General features: G+C 65.9%; 17 protein-coding genes. 14 read left to right on the plus strand and 3 right to left on the minus strand.

Annotated elements, in window-relative coordinates; genetic code table 11:
• The first annotated feature begins 37 nt into the window (after positions 1-37).
• The 6 genes from MRBLMC3_RS19605 (at position 38) to MRBLMC3_RS19630 (ending at position 5,198) form a co-directional block, all read left to right on the plus strand.
• Positions 38-586 (plus strand): flagella basal body P-ring formation protein FlgA, encoded by a 549-nt coding sequence (locus MRBLMC3_RS19605; RefSeq protein WP_363831554.1) that lies wholly within the window; start codon positions 38-40, stop codon positions 584-586.
• A gap of 46 nt (positions 587-632) precedes the next feature.
• A complete protein-coding gene (gene flgM, locus MRBLMC3_RS19610) occupies positions 633-914 on the plus strand; it encodes a flagellar biosynthesis anti-sigma factor FlgM (protein WP_363831557.1) in 282 nt (93 codons plus the stop codon).
• 3 nt (positions 915-917) lie between these two features.
• A complete protein-coding gene (locus MRBLMC3_RS19615; protein ID WP_133653830.1) occupies positions 918-1,226 on the plus strand; it encodes a hypothetical protein in 309 nt (102 codons plus the stop codon).
• Positions 1,227-1,403: 177 nt separating this feature from the next.
• Positions 1,404-2,231, plus strand: a complete 828-nt coding sequence (locus MRBLMC3_RS19620) for a lytic transglycosylase domain-containing protein (RefSeq protein WP_363831560.1) — start codon at positions 1,404-1,406, stop codon at positions 2,229-2,231.
• A 9-nt stretch (positions 2,232-2,240) separates the two neighbouring features.
• On the plus strand, positions 2,241-4,361 hold the full coding sequence (gene flhA / locus MRBLMC3_RS19625; protein WP_133653828.1) for a flagellar biosynthesis protein FlhA: 2,121 nt from the start codon (positions 2,241-2,243) through the stop codon (positions 4,359-4,361).
• Positions 4,362-4,460: 99 nt separating this feature from the next.
• A complete protein-coding gene (locus MRBLMC3_RS19630; RefSeq protein WP_363831563.1) occupies positions 4,461-5,198 on the plus strand; it encodes a sigma-70 family RNA polymerase sigma factor in 738 nt (245 codons plus the stop codon).
• A gap of 53 nt (positions 5,199-5,251) precedes the next feature.
• On the opposite strand, the gene mdoH is transcribed toward MRBLMC3_RS19630, so the two are convergent.
• The 3 genes from mdoH to MRBLMC3_RS19645 all read right to left on the minus strand — a co-directional run bounded on the left by mdoH (position 5,252) and on the right by MRBLMC3_RS19645 (position 9,885).
• Entirely contained in the window at positions 5,252-7,150 is a 1,899-nt protein-coding gene (gene mdoH / locus MRBLMC3_RS19635) for a glucans biosynthesis glucosyltransferase MdoH (RefSeq protein ID WP_363831693.1), read from the minus strand.
• A gap of 179 nt (positions 7,151-7,329) precedes the next feature.
• Complete coding sequence (locus MRBLMC3_RS19640; protein WP_414714671.1) at positions 7,330-8,829, minus strand: glucan biosynthesis protein; 1,500 nt, start codon at positions 8,827-8,829, stop codon at positions 7,330-7,332.
• Between the two features lie 237 nt (positions 8,830-9,066).
• The gene (locus tag MRBLMC3_RS19645; protein ID WP_363831566.1) at positions 9,067-9,885 is read right to left on the minus strand and encodes a flagellin; all 819 of its coding nucleotides are present in this window, start codon (positions 9,883-9,885) and stop codon (positions 9,067-9,069) included.
• Positions 9,886-10,221: 336 nt separating this feature from the next.
• Between MRBLMC3_RS19645 and MRBLMC3_RS19650 the strand changes: the two genes are divergently transcribed.
• From MRBLMC3_RS19650 to MRBLMC3_RS19685, 8 genes are read left to right on the plus strand one after another with little or no spacing between them, the layout of a single operon-like run.
• The gene (locus MRBLMC3_RS19650; RefSeq protein ID WP_133653825.1) at positions 10,222-11,478 is read left to right on the plus strand and encodes a sigma 54-interacting transcriptional regulator; all 1,257 of its coding nucleotides are present in this window, start codon (positions 10,222-10,224) and stop codon (positions 11,476-11,478) included.
• Positions 11,479-11,491: 13 nt separating this feature from the next.
• Positions 11,492-11,851 (plus strand): flagellar hook-basal body complex protein FliE, encoded by a 360-nt coding sequence (gene fliE / locus MRBLMC3_RS19655; protein ID WP_133653824.1) that lies wholly within the window; start codon positions 11,492-11,494, stop codon positions 11,849-11,851.
• A gap of 1 nt (position 11,852) precedes the next feature.
• Positions 11,853-13,604 (plus strand): flagellar basal-body MS-ring/collar protein FliF, encoded by a 1,752-nt coding sequence (gene fliF / locus MRBLMC3_RS19660; protein ID WP_363831570.1) that lies wholly within the window; start codon positions 11,853-11,855, stop codon positions 13,602-13,604.
• Positions 13,597-14,610 carry a flagellar motor switch protein FliG gene (fliG, locus tag MRBLMC3_RS19665; RefSeq protein ID WP_363831573.1) on the plus strand — a complete coding sequence of 338 codons (1,014 nt, stop codon included), beginning with the start codon at positions 13,597-13,599 and terminating at the stop codon, positions 14,608-14,610. Before fliF ends, fliG begins: the two co-directional genes overlap by 8 nt.
• Entirely contained in the window at positions 14,597-15,229 is a 633-nt protein-coding gene (locus tag MRBLMC3_RS19670; RefSeq protein WP_363831575.1) for a flagellar biosynthesis protein, read from the plus strand. Before fliG ends, MRBLMC3_RS19670 begins: the two co-directional genes overlap by 14 nt.
• The gene (locus tag MRBLMC3_RS19675; protein ID WP_363831578.1) at positions 15,229-16,557 is read left to right on the plus strand and encodes a FliI/YscN family ATPase; all 1,329 of its coding nucleotides are present in this window, start codon (positions 15,229-15,231) and stop codon (positions 16,555-16,557) included. The genes MRBLMC3_RS19670 and MRBLMC3_RS19675 overlap by 1 nt, the downstream gene beginning before the upstream one ends.
• Positions 16,554-16,979, plus strand: a complete 426-nt coding sequence (locus tag MRBLMC3_RS19680) for a hypothetical protein (RefSeq protein WP_363831581.1) — start codon at positions 16,554-16,556, stop codon at positions 16,977-16,979. The genes MRBLMC3_RS19675 and MRBLMC3_RS19680 overlap by 4 nt, the downstream gene beginning before the upstream one ends.
• The gene (locus MRBLMC3_RS19685) at positions 16,972-18,759 is read left to right on the plus strand and encodes a flagellar hook-length control protein FliK (protein WP_363831583.1); all 1,788 of its coding nucleotides are present in this window, start codon (positions 16,972-16,974) and stop codon (positions 18,757-18,759) included. The genes MRBLMC3_RS19680 and MRBLMC3_RS19685 overlap by 8 nt, the downstream gene beginning before the upstream one ends.
• The last annotated feature ends 7 nt before the right edge of the window (positions 18,760-18,766 follow it).

Raw genomic sequence — 18,766 nt, forward strand, 5'->3', positions numbered from 1 at the left:
TTCACGGTCAATCCTGTCCGCTTTTCGGAGAGACATCGTGACGAATTTGCCCAAGATCCTCCTTCTGGCGCTGTCGGTTTCAGCGTCCGATCCGGCGCTGGCGCAGCAGAAGTTCGAGAATCTGGATCGTATCGACAGCCTGGTGGCGATGACCGTGGGTGCCAATATGGGCGAACCGGGCGGCCCCATGGCGCCGGTCGACCGGCGCCTGCGGCTGGCCGCTTGCCCCACCACGCCCAGCGTGGACGGGCCGCTGTTCGGCGCGGCGATCGTCAAGTGCGACGCGCTGGGTTGGCGGATTCGCGTACCGCTGGTGGCGGGCGGCGCCGCGGCGGCGTCCGGGCCGGTGGCGCGCTATGCTCCGGCGATGCGGGCCATGCCGAAGGACGCCGTGGTCCGGAAGGGCGATCCGGTGCAATTGATGGCCGGCAATGCCGCGTTCAGCGTATCGCGCATGATGCTGGCGGATGAAGACGGCGCCGTGGGCGAAACGATTCGCGTGCGGGAAGACCGCAAGTCTCCCCCGATTCTGGCCCAGGTAGTGGAAATGGGAATTGTTCGTGTTCCGGGATTTAACAATTTTTGAACCCGGCCGTATATAGACTGTGCGGGACGAGTGAAGGATTGAAACGATGATCAAGTCTGTCGGCCAGAATATCAGCGCCGCCATAGAGGCAGCCCGCCTGAAGGAAGGCGGCAAGACCACGCGCGCTTCGTCGGTCGGCTCGGCCGCGACGTCCGCCTCTTCGGCCGGCTCGGCCAGCCCGGCTGCCCGCATGGCAGCGGAGGGGGCCCCGATCGACATGGATCGCGTCGCCGCGATCAAGGCTGCCATCGCTTCGGGCAATTATCCCGTCGACCCAGCGGCGATCGCGGATCGCATGCTGGCGCTTGACCTGCCGACGGCTGGCTGACCCATGCCGCTCGGCCTTGCAGCGCTGGATGAGTTGAACGCGGCGTTCGAAGAACTGCGCGGGGCGCTCGACGGGGTGGAGCCGGCGGTCATCGAATCGGCAGGCCAGCGAATCGCCAAGGCCGCCGCCGCCGTGCGCGCCATCGGCGTATGGCGGTCTGACGAGGCCGTGAAGGACCGGCTGAAGGCGCTTGTGCCGCTGATGGAATCCGCCCGGATCCGCACAAACCTGCTGGCTGATCATGCCAGCCAACGACTCGCGATCCTCGCGGCGCGGGGCGCGGAGGCGGCACCGCTGGTATATGGGCGCTAAATAGGCGTCATTGCTGTTGTTTGACGAGGCGCCCGCGAGGCGCCTTTTTTCATTTCTGGTCGGCAGCGCGCCCCGACATGACCAGAGCGGCAATCAAATTATGAGCGCGCGTTAACCAAATCTTGGCACGTCACTTGCTCTAATGACCCCCGGTACCAACGGGGATTGATCAAACCAGTGTCGGTTTTTGCAGACATCGCAGGAACAGGGGCGGCTACAACGGGCAATCGCGTCACGAACGCGATCGCCATGGCCAGCCGGCGCACCGGCGTGGACTTCGCCTATCTGCTCGGTCAGGCGAAGATCGAAAGCAGCCTCAATCCCACCGCCCGTGCGACCACCTCTTCCGCGACCGGGCTTTACCAGTTCGTCGATCAGAGCTGGCTGGCGGTCATCGACCAGCATGGCAGCGAATATGGCCTGGGCTGGGCCGCCGACGCGATCAGCCGGGGCAGCAACGGCCGCTATTATGTGGCCGATCCAGACCTTCGCCAGCAGATACTCGACCTGCGCAAGCATCCCGAAACCGCCTCTGTCATGGCCGCCGAACATGCCGCCGACAACAAGGCGACGCTGGAACAGCGCCTGGGCCGCGAGGCGGAGCCGGTCGATCTTTACATGGCCCATTTCCTGGGCGTCGGCGGGGCCAGCAGGTTCCTGTCGATGAACGATCGCGCGCCCAATGCGGCTGCGGCGGCCATGTTCCCGGCGGCCGCCCGCGCGAACCGCTCCATATTCTATGACAAGCAGGGCAATGCCCGCAGCTTCGCGGAAATCCGCGACCGCTTCGCCGCCAAGCTCCAGAAGGGCTTCGATTCGGTGGGCGGTGGCGCGATCCAATATGCCGACGCCTCGCTGCCCGCTGGCGCGAAGGCGGTGCAGCCCGCCGACTATGTGCGGATCGAAACCCAGCGCCTTGCAAGCGCGGCCGATGTGACAGGCATCCGCCCGCAGCCGCAGACGGCGCGCCTCGCCTATCTCATGCTCGCCACCCTCGGAAGGTAACGGCCCTTTATGACTCCCGCCCAAGTCAAAGCGAAGATCTGGATGAGCGCCGCCAAGGGGGCCGTGCTGCCTATCGCGACGCTGATGGTCGTGCTGTTCATGATGGTGCCGGTGCCCGCGATCATGCTGGACATCGGCTTCATCACCAACATCATGATCTCGCTGGCGGTGCTGATGGTTGCGCTGAACGCGGCGAAACCGCTGGATTTCTCCAGCTTCCCCACGGTGCTGCTGTTCGCGACGCTGCTGCGGCTGGCGCTCAATGTTGCGTCGACCCGCGTGGTGCTGGTGAACGGGCATGAAGGCACGGATTCGGCGGGCCATGTCATCGAGGCTTTTGGCCATTTCCTGATCGGCGGCGACTATGTCGTCGGCATCTTCGTCTTCGCGATCCTGATGATCATCAACCTGGTCGTCATCACCAAGGGCGCGGGCCGCGTGTCGGAAGTCAGCGCCCGCTTCACCCTGGATGCCCTGCCGGGCAAGCAGATGGCGATCGACGCCGACCTCAACGCCGGCCTGCTGACCCCGGAAGAGGCCAAGGTCCGCCGCCGCGAAGTGGCGACCGAGGCCGATTTCTACGGTTCGATGGACGGTGCCTCGAAATTCGTGAAGGGCGATGCGGTCGCGGGCATATTGATCCTCGCCATCAACATTGTCGGCGGCATCATCCTGGGCGTGGTCAGCCACAAGCTCAGCATCGGCGAGGCCGCGCAGACCTATATCATCCTGGCCATCGGCGACGCGCTGGTGGCGCAGATTCCGGCGCTGCTGCTGTCCATCGCCGCTGCCGCCATCGTTACCCGCGTCGGCAGCGAGGACGATCTGTCGAACCAGATCACCAGCCAGTTCGGTTCGGGCAAGGCGTGGATGCCGGTCGCGGCGATCCTGACTTTCTTGGGGCTGCTGCCCGGCATGCCGCACATGGTCATCCTGCCCGCCGCTGCGGTCGCCGGATATATTGCCTGGCACCTGCGCAAGCAGGCGAAGGACAAGGCGGCCGAACCGGCGCCGATGCCCGAACCCGCCAATCCGGCGCTCATCGAATGGAACGACGTGTCGGACGGCGCGGTGCTGGGGCTGGAGATCGGCTATGGGCTGATCAGCCTGGTGGACGAGCGCAAGGGCGCGCCGCTGATGGCCCGGATCACCGGCATCCGGCGCCAGCTTTCGAAGGAACTGGGCTTTGTCGTGCCGATGGTCCGCGTGAAGGACAATCTGGCGCTGGAGCCCAATCAATATCGCATCACGATCGCCGGGGTGGTCGTGGGCGAGGACGAGATTTTCCCCGACGATCTGCTCGCGCTCGACAGCGGCGCGCTGGAGGGCACGGTGTCCGGCCGCGAGGCGAAGGACCCGACCTTTGGCCTGGACGCTGTCTGGATTTCGCCCGCCAAGCGCAGCGAAGCGGTGGTCGCCGGCTATACCGTGGTCGACCCGCCGACGGTTGTCGCCACCCATCTCAACCAGCTCATCGCCATGAACGCCAGCGAGATGTTCGGCCTGGACGAAGCGCGCAAGCTGCTCGACAATCTGAAGGACGCCGCGCCGCAACTGGTCGACGGCCTGACGCCTGGCCTGCTGAACCTCACCCAGATCAGCGCGCTTTGCCGCGCCCTGCTGGCGGAGGGCATCCCGCTCAAGGACTTCCGTCGCATCTGCGAGGCGATGGTCGATGCCGCGCGGCCGGACATGACCCTCGACCAGTTGGTCGAAGCAGTGCGCCAGCGGATCGGTTCGCTGATCATCCAGGGGCTGGTGCCCGTGAAGATGCCGCTGCCGGTGATCACGCTGGACGGCGATCTGGAAGCGCTGCTGGCGCAGGCGATGCGGGTCGCGGGCGATGCCCGGCACCCGATCGAGCCCGCGCTGGCCAACCGCATCATAGAGGCGGTGATCGCCGCCGCCCGGCCGCTGCTGGGGCAGGCGCGTACCTTCGCCATCGTCACCTCGCCGGTCGCGCGCCGGGCGCTGGCCCGCCTGTTCAAGCCGCATCTGCCGGAAACGCCGGTGCTGTCCTTCCTGGAAATTCCCGACGGCAAGGGCGTGGAAGTCGTCGCCGTGGTCGGCGGCGAACAGCGGCCCGCGCCGCGCCATGATCCGCTGCCTGCTCGCGAACGCGTTGCATAGGCCGGGGAGATGATGAACGGCCCATGTCTTTATTCTGCCGCGATTTCCGGGCCGGGAAATGTTTCATTTCCCTCGAAATTGTTCCGAGGAGCCTGACCAATGTTCATGAATAGGGTCGTCGCCGGTTCCGATGCCAACACCTATGGCCGGTCCGCCCATGCCAATTCGCCCGAAAGGTTGGCGCGCCAATATATGCCGCTGGTGCGCAAGATCGCCTGGCATGTCCATGGCCGGGTATCCAGCGCCATCGAGATCGAGGACCTGCTCCAGATCGGCATGGTCGCGCTGGTCGAGGCTGCGAACGGCTTCGAGGATCGGGGCCTGGGCTTTGCCTCCTATGCGCAGATGCGCGTGCGTGGGGCGATGATCGACCATCTGCGCCGTCAGGCGACGATGACGCGTTCCGCCATGGCCCAGCGCAAGCAGCTGACAGCCATCCGCAACCGGCTGGAGCAGAAGCTGGGCCGGGCACCGCTGGAGGCGGAAATGTCGGCCGAGATGGGGCTGGACGCCTCCGCTTACCGCGAAGTGGCCGATAGCTGCGAGATGGTGCAGCATAGCAGCATGGACGAGGTCTATTCCGACCAGTCCATGTGGTTTGCCGATGTCGAGGACCGCGCCGACGATGTGATGGAGCGCGAGTCGCTTAAAGGCGCGCTGGCGAAATATATCGGCGAACTGCCGCAGCGGGAGGCTCTGGTGCTTCAGCTTTATTTCGTCGAGGAACTGAACCTGGACGAGATCGGCGCGACGCTGGACATCGGCGCCGCGCGCGTCTGTCAGATCAAGAAGGCCGCGCTCGACAAGCTGCGCGATAAATTGCGGGATTGGGACTGAGGCCTGTCCGACGCCTCCATGCCTGCCTTCGCAGGAACAAGGTGTTCTGACCGCTAGCTGTCGTTGGCCACGTTGGACAATCCGTCGAAGGGCGGCCTTGCATTGTCCAACTGCAACTGCCGGTAGCGCGTCTTCTGGTAATTCTGCGTGCGCCACCACGGTTCGGCCACCTGGAACAGCCCGCTTTTCGCGACATGCGTGCCCAGATCCTTGCGCGCGGTGAAGGCCGCGAAGAAGGGCGCCAGCACAAGGCCCGCCACCACGGGCATGATCCAGCCGAGCGAGGTGTCGGACTTCACCGCCAGCAGCGTCAGTCCCGCGCCCAGCAGCATATGCCATTTGAACAGCCAGATCGCGGGCAGCATCCGCATGCCGTCCCGGTCGCGGGTCTGGCCGTTCCAACTGCTCTTGCGGCCCATCAATATGCCGAACAGGTTGATGGTCTGCGTCAGCATACTGATCGGCGCCATCAGGATCGACAGCGCAATGTCCGCTATAACGCCGCGCATCATGCGCACTCCGCCGCCAAAGCCGATGCGCCGCGCCGGATCGGCCAGCGCCCAGAGCAAAGCCAGCAGCTTTGGCCCGAACAGCAGGACCGCTGTCAGCGCGAGCAGTCCGCCCGAAGGCAATATCGCGCTGGGTGGCCACACGCCCGCCGCCGCGCCGCCCAGCACCACCAGCATCAGGGCCAGCCACAGCGGCGACGTGCAATAGGCCGACGCTCCGACGAAAAGCTGGAATTTGCTGACAGGGTGCATGCCCCGGATCTTCGAAAGCAGCGGCACATGCTGGATATTGCCCTGGCACCAGCGGCGGTCACGGGTGGCGAGGTCGGGCAGGGACGGGGGAAATTCCTCGAAGCTGTCGTCGGCCATGACGATATGCACGTCCCAGCCGCGGCGGCGCAGCAGCGCGGCCTCGACCATGTCGTGGCTCATGATATGCCCGCCAAAGGGCGCGCGTCCGGGCAGTTCGGGCAGGCCGCAGCTCTGCGCGAAGGCCCTGGTCCGCAGGATCGCATTATGGCCCCAGAACATGCCTTCCGATCCCGCCCACCAGATCATGCCGGCGGCGGAAATCGGGCCGAACAGGCGGCTGGCGAATTGCTGCCACCGGGCGAACAGCGTCGATGCGCCAACGATCGACGGCACGGTCTGGATCAGGCCGACATGGGGATGCCGTTCCATGTCGGCGGCAAGGCGCGCCATGGTCTGGCCGCTCATCACGCTGTCCGCGTCCAGCACGATCATATGGTCATAGGCGCCGCCGAAGCGTTCGACCCATTCGGCGATGTTACCTGGCTTTCGTCCTATGTTGAGCGCCCGCCGCCGATAATGAACCGGCCGGGAAAAGCCCCGGCGCATCTTGAGATAGGCGACGCGCTCCTTCTCTCCATTTTCCGGGTTCGAATCGGACAGGATGAAAAATTCGAACCGCTCACCGCCCATCACCTGCGCGAGCGAGCGCTCCATGATCGAGAGGCGGGCGAGCACATCCTGAAAATCCTCGTTGCAGACCGGCAGCAGCACGGCGGTCCGGCCACGCAATGGCACCGTGGAGCGGGCGCGATAGGGTCGCACGCCCTGGCCGCGCCCCACGGTCAGCAGCAGGAAACCAATGAGGCTGGTGGCGAAGCCAAAGGCAATCCACGCAAAAAGCGGGATGAACAGGGCCAGATACACGCCTTCCCATGGCGCAATGCCGTCAAGGCCGATGGAGCGCCGCATCTCATGCGCCGCCATGGAGGCGGGCAGCAGCGCCAGCAACACGACCAGCGTGCGACGCGCCCACAGGTCGATGTTGAACGGACGATGCGGCAGGTCGCGCGGCGCCGCCGCGAAATCCTGCGCGGGCATGGCCAATGGCCGCTCCGGAGGGAGATGTTCGAAGGCCCTTGCAGGCGTCGATCCGCTGGCCCTGTTGCTGTGCACGCCGCCCGTTGCCTTCATACCGACCCGTTTCGCCAAAGGTTCCGGGCCGAAACCCGCCATTCAGAACCAACCTGGCTTTGGCTGGTTCCCTGGAGCATTTTCAGGTTGACCGTTTGTGGTTGACGGCTCGGAAAATGCTGTATCAAAAGACCAGAGCGTTTCCGCTCATAGTGAAAACGCTCTAGCATGCCCGTCATTCAGGCGCCCAGCGGGTAATGCACATATTCGCTGAACGGGCGATTGCCGGTTCTGAGCAGGGCGCGGATATCGGTCGCCTTGCCGCGATCGCGACGGATATCCAGGACCATCCGGAACATGTCCTTCTGGTGCAGGACCGGATAGCCGGCCTTCTTGACCAGGGTTCCACCGGCCAGATCGACCCAGATGTCGGGCTGCGTTCCTGCCGGCACCCCGGCGAAATCGACGAGAAAGCGGTCGACTCCTGCCTCGCCCGATTGGCCGGTCCAGATATTTTCGACCGTGGCAAGGCCTGCGGAGGCCGGGGCGCGCGCCGCCGACCAGTCAAGCCGGTAGCTCGCCTCTATCCGGCTGCCGGCGCGGGTGGGCGCGGCGGGGGTCCAGTAGGCCGCGACATTGTCGGTATATTCGCTGTCGGTCGGGAAGGCGTATAGCCGCACCTCTCCGGCGCCCAGCGGTTTGCGGCTGGTCGTCCACAGGGAAGGGCGCCGTTCGTAGAAGACCCCGTCATCCTGATAATGATCGAAATTCCGGTCGCGCTGGAGCAGGCCGAAGCCCTTGGGATTGCGTTCCGCAAAGACATCGACCCGAGGGGCGGAGGGGTTGACCAGCGGGCGGCAATGGACGGTGCCGTCGGCGCTGGCGATGGACAACATGTCTGAATCATGGATTTCCGGCCGCCAGTCGGTGCGGGTGCGCCGATCGGCCTGATCGTACCAGAACATGCTGGTCATCGGCATCAGTCCCAGTTCCGCGACCGCCTTGCGCGTGAACAGCACGGCATCGACATCCTGCCGCACGCCCTGCGGCGTGAGCGTACTGGCGAAGCGGAAGGCGCCGGTCAGCGAGGCGCTGTCCATCAGCGCATAGACAGTGACGCTGCTGCGCCCCGTGCGCTCCAGCCAGAAATGCGTGAAACGGGGAAATTCCTCCTTGCCCGCGATGCTGGTGTTGATCGCGACGGCGCGGGCGGACAGGCCGAACTGCCTTTCGGCGGGCGCCCGGAAATAGGTGGCGCCCAGAAAGGACAGCCAGTCGCCGTCCTGTGCCGCGTTCATGATGCGAAAGCCGGCAAAGCCCGCATCGGGGCCGAGATTGCGCACCGCATTGCCGGCTGGCGCTTCGAACATGTCGGGGTCGTAGCGCAGCGGCGTGGCGCGGCCCTGTTCCACCAATGCGATCTCGACCGGCTGCTGCACCGTGCTGCTGAGGGGGAACAGGCGGATGCCGGTGTCGTCGCCCCGGTCGTTCCAGATCGTCCGTTCGTCCCGGAATCGCGCCTGGTTGAAGGCGTCGTAGCCGATCTTGTCGGCTCCGGGGAAAAAGGGCGTCACCTTGAACGCAGTTCGGGCCAGGCGTTGCGCCCGGGCGACCAGCATGTTCCAGGAAAAGGCCTCTGCCCCGTCCCGCGCCAGCAGGGAGCCGGGAAACAGCAGCGCTGCACCGGAGGCAGCGATCATCGCGCGCCGCCCGATAGCTGTCGAAATATTCTTGTTCATCGCCCTCATCATGGGTGCGACAACCACCAATGCAAGTGTTTCGATCCCGCATCGATTGGAAAATGGTCGAACCGCAAATGCGATGAAGCCTCCGCCCGGGGGGACGGAGGCTTCGTTTGAGCTGGTCGTTTCATCGAAGTTTCTACCCCCGGCACGGTGGGGACTGTTGATGTGCCGGGGGTGGCATGAACGGCCGGGGTGACCAAAACCCCGGCCGGTCAATCTCAGTATCGCAGCTTAGCTGATCAGCTTCAGCACGCCCTGCTGGCTCTGGTTCGCCTGGGCCAGCATCGCGGTCGAGGCCTGGCTCAGGATCTGCTGCTTGGCGAGGGCAGTCGTTTCGGCCGAGAAGTCGGCGTCCTCGATGCGGCTGCGGGCGTCGGTCAGGTTGGTGACGTTGGCCGTCAGCGTGTTGACCGTCGATTCCAGGCGGCTCTGCGTCGCACCCAGCGTGGCGCGGGCGGTCGAGACCGACTGCAGCGCCGTGTCATAGAGCGCCAGGGTCGCGGTGGTCGCTGCCGAGCCGCTGACGGTGGCGGCGCTGGCGCCGACGACCGCCGAGAGGTCGATGCCGCCGACGGAGAGCGAAACCGAGTCGGCTGCGGTCGAACCGGCCTGGATGGTGATCGTCGCCGCCGTGGTAGGGAACAGCGAGATGCCGTTGAACTTGCTGTTGGTCATCACGCTGTTGATCTGGGTCGACAGCTGGTCGAGTTCCGAGGTGATGTTCGCCTTCGAATTGGTGTCGTTGGTGCCGTTCAGCGCCTGGACCGTCAATTCACGCATACGCTGCAGCATGTTGTTGACTTCGCCCAGCGAACCTTCCGCCGTCTGGGCGAGGGAGATGCCGTCATTGGCGTTGCGGATGCCCTGGGTCATGCCGCGGATCTGCGAGGTCATGGTCGAGGCGATGGCGAGGCCGGCGGCGTCGTCCTTGGCCGAGTTGATGCGCTTGCCGGTCGACAGGCGTTCCATCGCGGTGCTGAGGGCCTTGCTGGCCATGGCCGAGGCATTAGATGCACGCAGCGCCGAGGAGTTGGTTCCGATAACAGTCATTTTGATACCCTTTCGTTCGTTCAGGTCGCTGCCATCAGGCTGCTTGCGGCCTCGAAAGGGGATAACGGCGCCGCGAAAAGAGGTTTTAGGCGGATCGCGATTTTTTTGATATTTGATTGAAAATAAAGGGTAATATGTCGATCTGGTGGCTGGGGAGTCGCCCATGCATATGCAAAAGCCGAAGAAAAGTTCCGGCCGCGCGGAAAAAAATTGCCGTTATGCGGCAAGGGCTTTGCCGCATTAACCATATGATAACCACAGTCGGGCAGTTTCAACCCATCGAAGAGGTTCGGGGCGTGCGGGGGCACAAGCCAGCCACAACATGGGGACAAGTTCATGTCATCGTTGGACGTGAGCCAAGGAGTCTGCGCGCTCGTTCCGGGCCTGCAGCACTGGCTGGAGAATGCGTTCTTTACCGTACGGATCGTGGATGCGCAGAGCCCGCGCGAGCGGGAAGACCGGCGCGTGTTGCTGGCGACGGAAATCGGCCATGCGACCCATCGCGACATATTGATCAATCTGGTCGACGGCGCGCCGTCGCTGGTGCCCGCCGCAAACGGCCTGCCCGCGCGTGTCGCCTTCGGCCTGGAGGACATGGGTTTTGCCTTCGCCCTGATCGCGGAGCTGGCGCGGCCCGCCGCCGTTCCCGCCGTGGGCGACGCCGGCAGCGCCCGCCTCATGACGCTGGCCGGGCGGGTCGCCCGCAGCGATGCCACCGTGCTGATCCAGGGCGATACCGGCACTGGCAAGGAAGGCATGGCCCGCTTCCTCCACGTCCAGTCCGGTCGCGTGACCCGCGACTTCATCGCCGTCAACTGCGCGGCGTTGCCCGAAACCATGATGGAAGCCATGCTCTTCGGCCACAAGAAGGGCAGCTTCACCGGCGCGGCCCAGGCTTCGGAAGGCCTGTTCCTGGCGGCCGACGGCGGCACGCTGTTCCTTGACGAGATCGCCGAACTGCCGCTCAGCCTTCAGGCCAAGCTGTTGCGCGCGCTGCAGGAAGGCGAAGTCCTTCCGGTCGGCGCCACGCATTCGGTGCCAGTCAATGTCCGAATCATCGCGGCCTGCAACCGCAACCTTGCCGCCGAGGTCGCCGCCGGCCGCTTCCGCGAGGATCTCTACTGGCGCCTCAATGTCATGCCGCTGGAACTGCGCCCGCTGGCCGAGCGTCCGGGCGACGTCACCGCCATCGCCGCCGCCATGCTGCTGCGCCAGCAGGACAGCGCCAAGGATGCCTTTGTCTGGCCGACCGCCGCGGCACTGGAAAAGCTGGCCGCCCATGTCTGGCCCGGCAATGCCCGCGAACTGGGCAATGTGCTTCAGCGTGCCCTGGTGCTGCGCGACGGGGACAGGATCGAGCCCGTCGACCTGCACATCAGCGGCGCGCCGCAACTGCGCATAGTGGAGCAGGTCCTGGCGCCCGCCGAGCCGATCCGGCTGCGCGATGTCGCCCACAACAGCAAGCTGGAGGCTGTCCGCGCCGCATTGCGCGAAACCGATGGGCACCGTGCCGCCGCCGCGCGCAAGCTGGGCATTTCCGAACGCACCTTGCGCTACCGGCTCGCCGAAATGCGCGATCTGGCCGCGGCCTGAGGAGGAATAGGGCATGACCGGAATTTCTCCGACCGACAGCGTGATGGCGATCCGCAACGCCATCCTCCAGAAGAACGCCGCGCTGCGCGATGTTGCCCAGACCGGCAATGTCGGCACGGGCGCGGCAGTCGGCACCAACGGCGCCACGGCGCCGGGCGGCTTCACCGACGCGCTGAAATCGGCGCTGGAGCAGGTCAATGGCCTGCAGAACCAGGCGGGTGAAGCGGCCGCCTCGTTCGAACGGGGGGAAACCACCGATATCGCCGGGGTCATGCTGGCCAAGCAGCAGGCGTCGGTCAGCTTCGAAGCCACCCTTCAGGTCCGCAACAAATTGCTGTCCGCCTACAAGGACATCATGAGCATGCCGGTGTAATATGAGCGAGAACGCACTCACCCCCTCCGTTGGCGGCGCTGCCGCTCTTCCCGCCGCCAGCCCCGCTTCCTTTGGCGGCGCCAAGGGCGTCGACGCGCTGAAGGCGCGCTTCACCGGCTTCATGAAGCAGCCGGCGGTGGCGAAAAGCCTGCCGCTGCTGGGCCTGCTGGGCGTCGTCGCCACGGCGGGCGCGGCCTGGCTGGCGTTGCGCGAGCCGCCGCAGCGCGACCTGTTCCGTGCCTTGCCCGATGCCGACAAGTCGGCCGTGGCGCAGGTGCTGGACCAGAACGGCATTCGCTATGACTTCGACAATTCGGGCAGCATGACCGTTGGCGAGGACGATTATTTCAAGGCGAAGATGATGCTCGCCGCGCAGGGCCTGCCCAAGAGCGCGCCCGACGGCAACAGCATGATCGACAGCCTGCCCATGGGCGCCAGCCGCGCCGTGGAAGGCGAAAAGCTGCGTTCCGCCAGGGAAATGGACCTGGCCCGCACCATCGAGGCGATCGACAGCGTCGAGAGCGCCAAGGTCCACCTTGCGGTGGAGCCGCCCAGCGTGTTCCTGCGCGAACGGTCCAAGCCGTCCGCCTCGGTCATGCTGCGTCTGGCCTCCGGCCGCCAACTGACCGATGCCCAGGTCAGCGCTATCGTGCATCTGGTCGCTTCATCCATCCCGGAACTCAATCCGGAGGACATCTCGGTCGTCGACCAGAATGGCCGGCTGCTCAGCAACAATGACAGCAACGCCGCCGACGATCGCCAACTGGCCGTCCAGACCAGGATGGAGGACCGCTATCGCCAGTCGGTGATCGCGCTGCTGACGCCGATCCTGGGCGCGGGCAAATTCTCTACCGAGGTTCATACCGAACTGAACTTCGCGGAGCGTCAGGCGACCCGCGAAACCTATCCGCAGGACGAGGCGCGCCTGCGCACGGAGCAGGGCACCTGGGCCTCCGACCCGCGCGGACAAGGCGCCGGCAGCGAAGCAAGCGGCATCCCCGGCGCGCTCAGCAATCAGGCGCCGGTCAACCCGACCGTGACCCAGACCAACCCCAACGGTCAGGCCGTGGCCCAGGGTACCGCCAGCGCGCAGACCGCCGCCCAGCCCGGCACGCCGCCCAATCCGCTGATGAAGACCGAAGAAACCTTCAACCGCAGCTTCGAACTGGGTCGCGAAGTCTCCGTGACCAAGGACGCCATCGGCACGGTCAAGCGCCTGTCGGTCGCCGTCGCGCTCGACAACGGCCCCGACGGCAAGCCGCGTAGCGCGCAGGAAATCGCCGCGCTGGAGGCCCTGGTGAAGGGCGCGGTCGGCTTCGACCAGGCGCGGGGCGACGTGGTGGCCCTGTCCTCGCGCAGCTTCGCCAAGGAAGAAGTGGTCCAGGCGCCCTGGTATGAGGCCGGATGGGTATCGCCGCTGGTGCGCAACGTCTCGGCCCTGCTGGTCGCCTTGCTGGTGATCTTCGGCATCGGCCGCCCGCTGCTGAAGCGCCGGGCCGCCGCTCAGGCCGCCGCCGCCGAGCAGGTCGCCGCGGAGGGCCAGAAGATCGGCCGCGAAATCTCGACCGAACTCAGCCGTCAGGCGACGGTCAATCCCGACGGGTCGATGCCGGTCACGCTCGACATGATCTCCTCCACCTATGACTACGCCCAGCGCGCCGACCTGATCCGCAATTTCGTGAAGCAGGATCCGGATCGCGCCGCCCTGGTCGTCCGCGACCTTCTGAAGGAAGGGAAGAAGGAAAATGCCTGAGGTCGCAACCGCTGCCGCGCTGAAGGGCAGCGCCGCCGCCGCCGTCCTGCTCATGCTGTTCGACGAGGATGAGGCCGCGCAGATCCTTTCGCGCCTGGAGCCGGACGAAGTGCGCCAGCTTGGCTATGCCATGTATGACGTGGCTGACGTGCAAGTCGAGGAAGTCAACGAGGCGCTCGATCATTTCGTCACCAAGGCGAAGAAGCGCACCACCATCGGCTATGGCGCGACCCGCCATATCCGCGGTGCGATGACCAAGGCGCTGGGCGAGGAGCGGGCCGAAAACATGCTCGCCCGCATCACCCCGCCGACCCGTTCCACCCAGCTTGAAATGCTGAAATGGATGGATGCGAAGGAAATCGCCGTGCTGATCGAGGCGGAGCATCCGCAGATCATGGCGATCGTGCTTGCCCATCTGGAGGCGCCGATCGCGGCCGACGTGCTGCAATTGCTGCCGACCGAACATCAGGAAGAAATCGTCTATCGCATCGCGACGCTGGGCCCCGTTTCCAACGAGGCGCTCGACGACCTGGAACAGCTTCTGCTGCGCGGCAACATGGCCAAGAAGCAGGGCGGCGCTTCCCAGCGCGGCGGCACGATCGAGGCGGCGGCGATCATGAACAATGTCCGCAAGGACAATGAGCAGCGCATCATCAAGGCGCTGGCCAAGCGGGACAAGATGGTCGCCCAGACGATCGAGGAGGAGATGTTCGTCTTCGACAACCTGATCGACATGGACGACAAGAATATGGGCACGCTGATGCGCACCGTCGACAGTTCGATCCTGGTGGTCGCGCTGAAGGGCGCGAACGAGATGCTGAAGGCCAAGATATTCGGTTCAATGTCGGCCCGCGCCGCGCAGGCCATTGCCGACGAGATCGAGGAACGCGGGCCGATCCGCCTTGCCGAGGTCATCGACGCGCAGAAGCTGATCATCGCCACCGCCCGCCGCATGGCGGATGCGGGCACCATCATGCTGGGCGGCAAGGGGAATGATTTTGTCTAAGCTCTGGGGCAGCGCAGAGGTCGCGAGCATTCCGCTTGGCGGCATGGGAAAGGTGACGACCGGGGGCTTTCGCAGCCTGTTCACCGAGGCTGCAAGGACGCCCGGTCGCGCCGTCAATGACGTGGTGCCGCAGAGCGAGGAGGATGTCCTGGAACAGGCCCGCGCCGAGGCCTTTGCCATGGGCTTCGACGAGGGTTGCCGGATCGCCGCCGAAGCGAGCGGTGCCGAGGCGGAGGCGCGCGAGCGGCTGACCCAGGCGCTCGAACTGCTGGCTCCCGCACCGAGCGGCATGCTTTCCACCATGTTGTCCGCGACCGTCGTGCGGCTGGTCGAACAGATTGTGGGCGAGGTCGAGATCGACATTGAGCGGCTGGTCGAGCGCTGCGACAGCGTCGCCGCCTTCATCGAAGGTCATGACGACAGGGGTGCGTTGCACATGCATCCCGATGACGTCTCGCTGCTCGAGGGCGAGGTGCTGGGCGTCAAGCTGGTCGCCGATCAGGACATGCATCGCGGCTGCGTGCGGCTGGAAACCGCCGACGGTTGGGTCGAGGACGGGCCGGATGTTCGCCTGTCGCGCCTGCGCGCGCTGCTCGACGATATGGAGGGCAAGGCCTGATGATTCGCGCCGCGCTGGCTCAGGCTGAAACGCTGTTCGATCATATGCAGGTGCAGAACCGCGCACCGCGCCATGTCGGCCGCCTGGTCAGCCATGATGCGGGCATGCTGGAAGTCACCGGCTTTCGCCGTCCCATCGGCGCCGGCGCGCGGCTGATCGCGGCGGACGGGACGATCTGCCGTGCCGAAGTGGTTGGCTTTCGCGGCGACAGGACGCTGCTGGTGCCGCTCGATGCCGACGCGCCGCTGGAAAATGGCGCGCGGGTGGAGCCGGACAGCCAGGCGACCATGGTGCAGGTGGGCGAGGGGCTGATCGGCCGCGTCATCGACGCCATGGGTCAACCGCTGGACCGCAAGGGGCCGATCATAGCGGGCGGTTCCTGGCCGCTCAACGGAGTGAAGGGCAATGTGCTCGACCGGGGCCGCGTGACGGAGCCGTTCGATCTGGGCGTGCGCGCCGTCAATGCGCTGCTGACCGCCGGCCGGGGCCAGCGCATCGCGATCATTGCGGGTTCCGGCGTCGGCAAGTCGGTGCTGATGGGCCAGATGATCCAGGGTGCCGAAGCGGACATCGTCGTTGCAGGCCTGATCGGCGAACGCGGCCGCGAGGTCAGCGACTTCCTGGAAACCAAGCTGAAGGGCGCGATGCACAAGAGCATCGTCGTCGCCGTGCCCGCCGACCATCCGCCGGTGCTGCGCCTGCGCGCCGCTGCCCGCGCCACCGCCATCGCCGAATATTTCCGGGCACGCGGCAAGAAGGTGCTGCTGCTGATCGACAGCCTGACCCGCTGCGCCCATGCCCAGCGGGAAATCGGGCTGGCGCTGGGCGAGCCGCCCGCGATGAAGGGCTATCCGCCATCGGCGCTGGCGATGATTCCGCGCCTGGTCGAGCGCGCGGGCGTCGACAGCCGCAGCGGCGGCTCGATCACGGCGCTTTACACCGTGCTGGCCGATGGCGACGATACGGACGATCCGATCGTCGATGCCGCCCGCGCCATTGTCGACGGGCATTTCGTGCTGTCCCGCCATCTGTCGGAACAGGCGATCTTTCCCGCCATCGACATCGGCAAGTCGCTCTCCCGCGTCATGGCGGACGTGGTGCCCGACGAGCATCGCCTTGCCGCCGCCAGCTATCGCCGCCTCTGGGCCGCCTATGAGGAAAATCGCGATCTCATCCTGATGGGCGCCTATCGGCCCGGTAATGATCCGGTGATCGACGAAGCGGTGCAGCGCCGGCAGGAAATACTGGATTTCATCCGGCAGGATCAGAAGAGCTTCATCGATCTTGACAGCAGCGCCGTCGCCCTGATCGCCGAGTTCGGCGCATGAAGGGAGAGGTCGCCCGCCGCCAGCGCGTGCTGCGCGTACGCCATGTCCAGCATGCCATGGCCGCCGTCGAAACCGCCCGCGCCCGCGACGAGGCGGAGGGCATCGCCCGCAATGTCGAGCGGCTGCGCAATGTGCGAAATGATCTTTTTACCGGGCAGGGCGTCGCAACTGGCGCGAATTTTGCAGCGATGCAGGAACTGGCGGGCCGGCTGGAACAGGCGGGGCGCCAGCTGGATGGTGCGCTCTATGATGCGCGTCGCAAGGTGGAGGTCAAGGAAGGCCTTTCCCTCGCGGCCAATCGGGATCGCGAAATCGCCATGAAGCTCAAGGATCGCGCCCGCGCGGACCTGGAGGAATGGCGGGAGAACAAGCTCGCGGCCTTGCCGCGCTATCGCCGGATGCAGAGGACAGGAGATGTCTGACGTGAACATGCTGACCAGCCTCAAGGCGCTGCTCTTTTCCTCGGCGGCGGCGCCCATGCCCGCCGATGGCGCGGCCGCATCGGCCACGCCCGTGGAAGGGGCGGCGGATTTTGCCAGCTTGCTGAACGGCACGATGGACGCTTCGCAGGAAGCGCAGGAAAATGCCGGGGTCGGGGGTTCGCCGCAGATCGATCCGACCACAACTCCGGTCAAGGCGGGCAAGGCCGACGAGACGCTCTCGTCCTTGCCCTTCGGCCTGGCCAATGCGCTGAGGGCCGTGCAGAGCCATCGCAAGGATTCGCTGCCGTTGCCGCCCGGCCTTGCCGCGAAGATCGACCCGCCGGCCCAGCCTGGCGTTGATCAGGCCAGCGTTGATCAGGCCAGCGTCGGGGGTACGGTGCCCGCGCACATTGAGGGCAGCGTGGAAGAGGTCGCGGCGCAGGAGCCCGAGCCGGTGCCGGTCGCGAGCGAAGAGGTCGAAACTGACGCGCCGGAACTGCCCGTCGTAACGCCCGACAAGCATGCCAAGGCCACGCGTCCCGGCAAGGAAAACAAGCCGGGGACGGTAGAGGCCCAGCCGGAAACCGCAACGGCGGAGCATTCTGGCGATTTGGCGGCTGCCGAACAGGGCGACGCGGACAAGCCGAAGGAACAGGCCGATGCGGCGCCGGCTTCGGCAACGGTCGTCGCCACTGTCCAGACATTCGGGCCGCAAGGCGTGCCGGTGCAGGTGCTGCCGACGTCCGCACCCGTGGTCACGGAAACGGTGCCCGTCCGCCCGGATGGCGGCAAAAATCTGCCGGCAGCGACTCCATTGCCGCCCTCATTTGCCGGACATCCGGTTGAAGCGACGCATGTGGCGAACGGCTCCGTGCAGCCCGCCATGGCTGCGCCTGCGGCATCAGACGAACAGCTTGAAGACCCCGTACCCGCCGCGCACCCTCCCATTCGCCCGGACAGCGCCCCGGCGAAGTCGGAGGCGCTTGCCTTGCTCCAGATGGTGCGCGATCAGGTTGCCGCCCGCCAGCCGGGCACGCCCGTCCGCGCTGGAGAAGCGTTGGCCGCCCGTGCCAGGACTGGACGGGCTGCTGCACCGGTAGAGGCTAGCCCGGCCAATGCCGTACAGCCAAGTCCGCTCGATGCCGTCCCCCAGATGCCGGTCGTCCAACCCGCCGCTGCGCCCTCGATCCAGCCGCCGGTCGCGGCTGCGCCGGCCGATTTGTCCGCCAGCCTTGGCGCGCAGGTCGTCGACATGGGCGTTTCCGGTCAGTGGATCGATGGCCTCGCCCGCGAGATTGCCGGCTTGTCCGCAAATGGCGCGCAGGGCCGGTTCCAGATCAACGCCGACCAGCTTGGGCCCGTGCAGGTCGATATCCGGCAGGGCAGCGATGGCGCGGCGGTCAGCCTGACCGTCGCGAGCGAAGCCGCCGAAATGGCGCTGCGCCAGGACAGCGACCGGCTGCGCCTCGACGCGGGGCTTTCGGCCGTGCGCATCGCCGAGGTGAAGATCGATCGCATGCCGCATGTGGCGGAAGCCGCCAGGTCGGACGGCGCCAGCCAACAGCAATCGTCCCAGCAGCAGGGATCCCAGGGCGCCAGTGGCTGGGCGAACAACAGCCAGAATATGGCGCAATCGCAGGGCCAGGCGCAGGGTCAGGGCCGCTGGCGTGCCCAGGAAAATAACGCGTTCGCCCCTAAAAATTCCGGCGATCCGGCCGTTCTTAACCATGACGAGCTGCGCCGCGCCGGCAATTCTGCCGCCCGCGCGCGCTATGCCTGACGACAGG

This window comes from Sphingobium sp. LMC3-1-1.1, from assembly GCF_040676285.1.
Taxonomy (GTDB): Bacteria; Pseudomonadota; Alphaproteobacteria; order Sphingomonadales; family Sphingomonadaceae; genus Sphingobium.

Coding starts and splice junctions, on each gene's coding strand:
- MRBLMC3_RS19650 (WP_133653825.1), top strand. CDS start 10,222: ATGTCATCGTTGGACGTGAGCCAAGGAGTCTGCGCGCTCGTTCCGGGC.
- fliF (WP_363831570.1), top strand. CDS start 11,853: ATGAGCGAGAACGCACTCACCCCCTCCGTTGGCGGCGCTGCCGCTCTT.
- MRBLMC3_RS19615 (WP_133653830.1), top strand. CDS start 918: ATGCCGCTCGGCCTTGCAGCGCTGGATGAGTTGAACGCGGCGTTCGAA.
- MRBLMC3_RS19680 (WP_363831581.1), top strand. CDS start 16,554: ATGAAGGGAGAGGTCGCCCGCCGCCAGCGCGTGCTGCGCGTACGCCAT.
- MRBLMC3_RS19640 (WP_414714671.1), bottom strand. CDS start 8,829: ATGAACAAGAATATTTCGACAGCTATCGGGCGGCGCGCGATGATCGCT.
- MRBLMC3_RS19645 (WP_363831566.1), bottom strand. CDS start 9,885: ATGACTGTTATCGGAACCAACTCCTCGGCGCTGCGTGCATCTAATGCC.
- fliG (WP_363831573.1), top strand. CDS start 13,597: ATGCCTGAGGTCGCAACCGCTGCCGCGCTGAAGGGCAGCGCCGCCGCC.
- mdoH (WP_363831693.1), bottom strand. CDS start 7,150: ATGAAGGCAACGGGCGGCGTGCACAGCAACAGGGCCAGCGGATCGACG.
- MRBLMC3_RS19685 (WP_363831583.1), top strand. CDS start 16,972: ATGTCTGACGTGAACATGCTGACCAGCCTCAAGGCGCTGCTCTTTTCC.
- MRBLMC3_RS19630 (WP_363831563.1), top strand. CDS start 4,461: ATGTTCATGAATAGGGTCGTCGCCGGTTCCGATGCCAACACCTATGGC.
- fliE (WP_133653824.1), top strand. CDS start 11,492: ATGACCGGAATTTCTCCGACCGACAGCGTGATGGCGATCCGCAACGCC.
- flgM (WP_363831557.1), top strand. CDS start 633: ATGATCAAGTCTGTCGGCCAGAATATCAGCGCCGCCATAGAGGCAGCC.
- MRBLMC3_RS19670 (WP_363831575.1), top strand. CDS start 14,597: ATGATTTTGTCTAAGCTCTGGGGCAGCGCAGAGGTCGCGAGCATTCCG.
- MRBLMC3_RS19675 (WP_363831578.1), top strand. CDS start 15,229: ATGATTCGCGCCGCGCTGGCTCAGGCTGAAACGCTGTTCGATCATATG.
- flhA (WP_133653828.1), top strand. CDS start 2,241: ATGACTCCCGCCCAAGTCAAAGCGAAGATCTGGATGAGCGCCGCCAAG.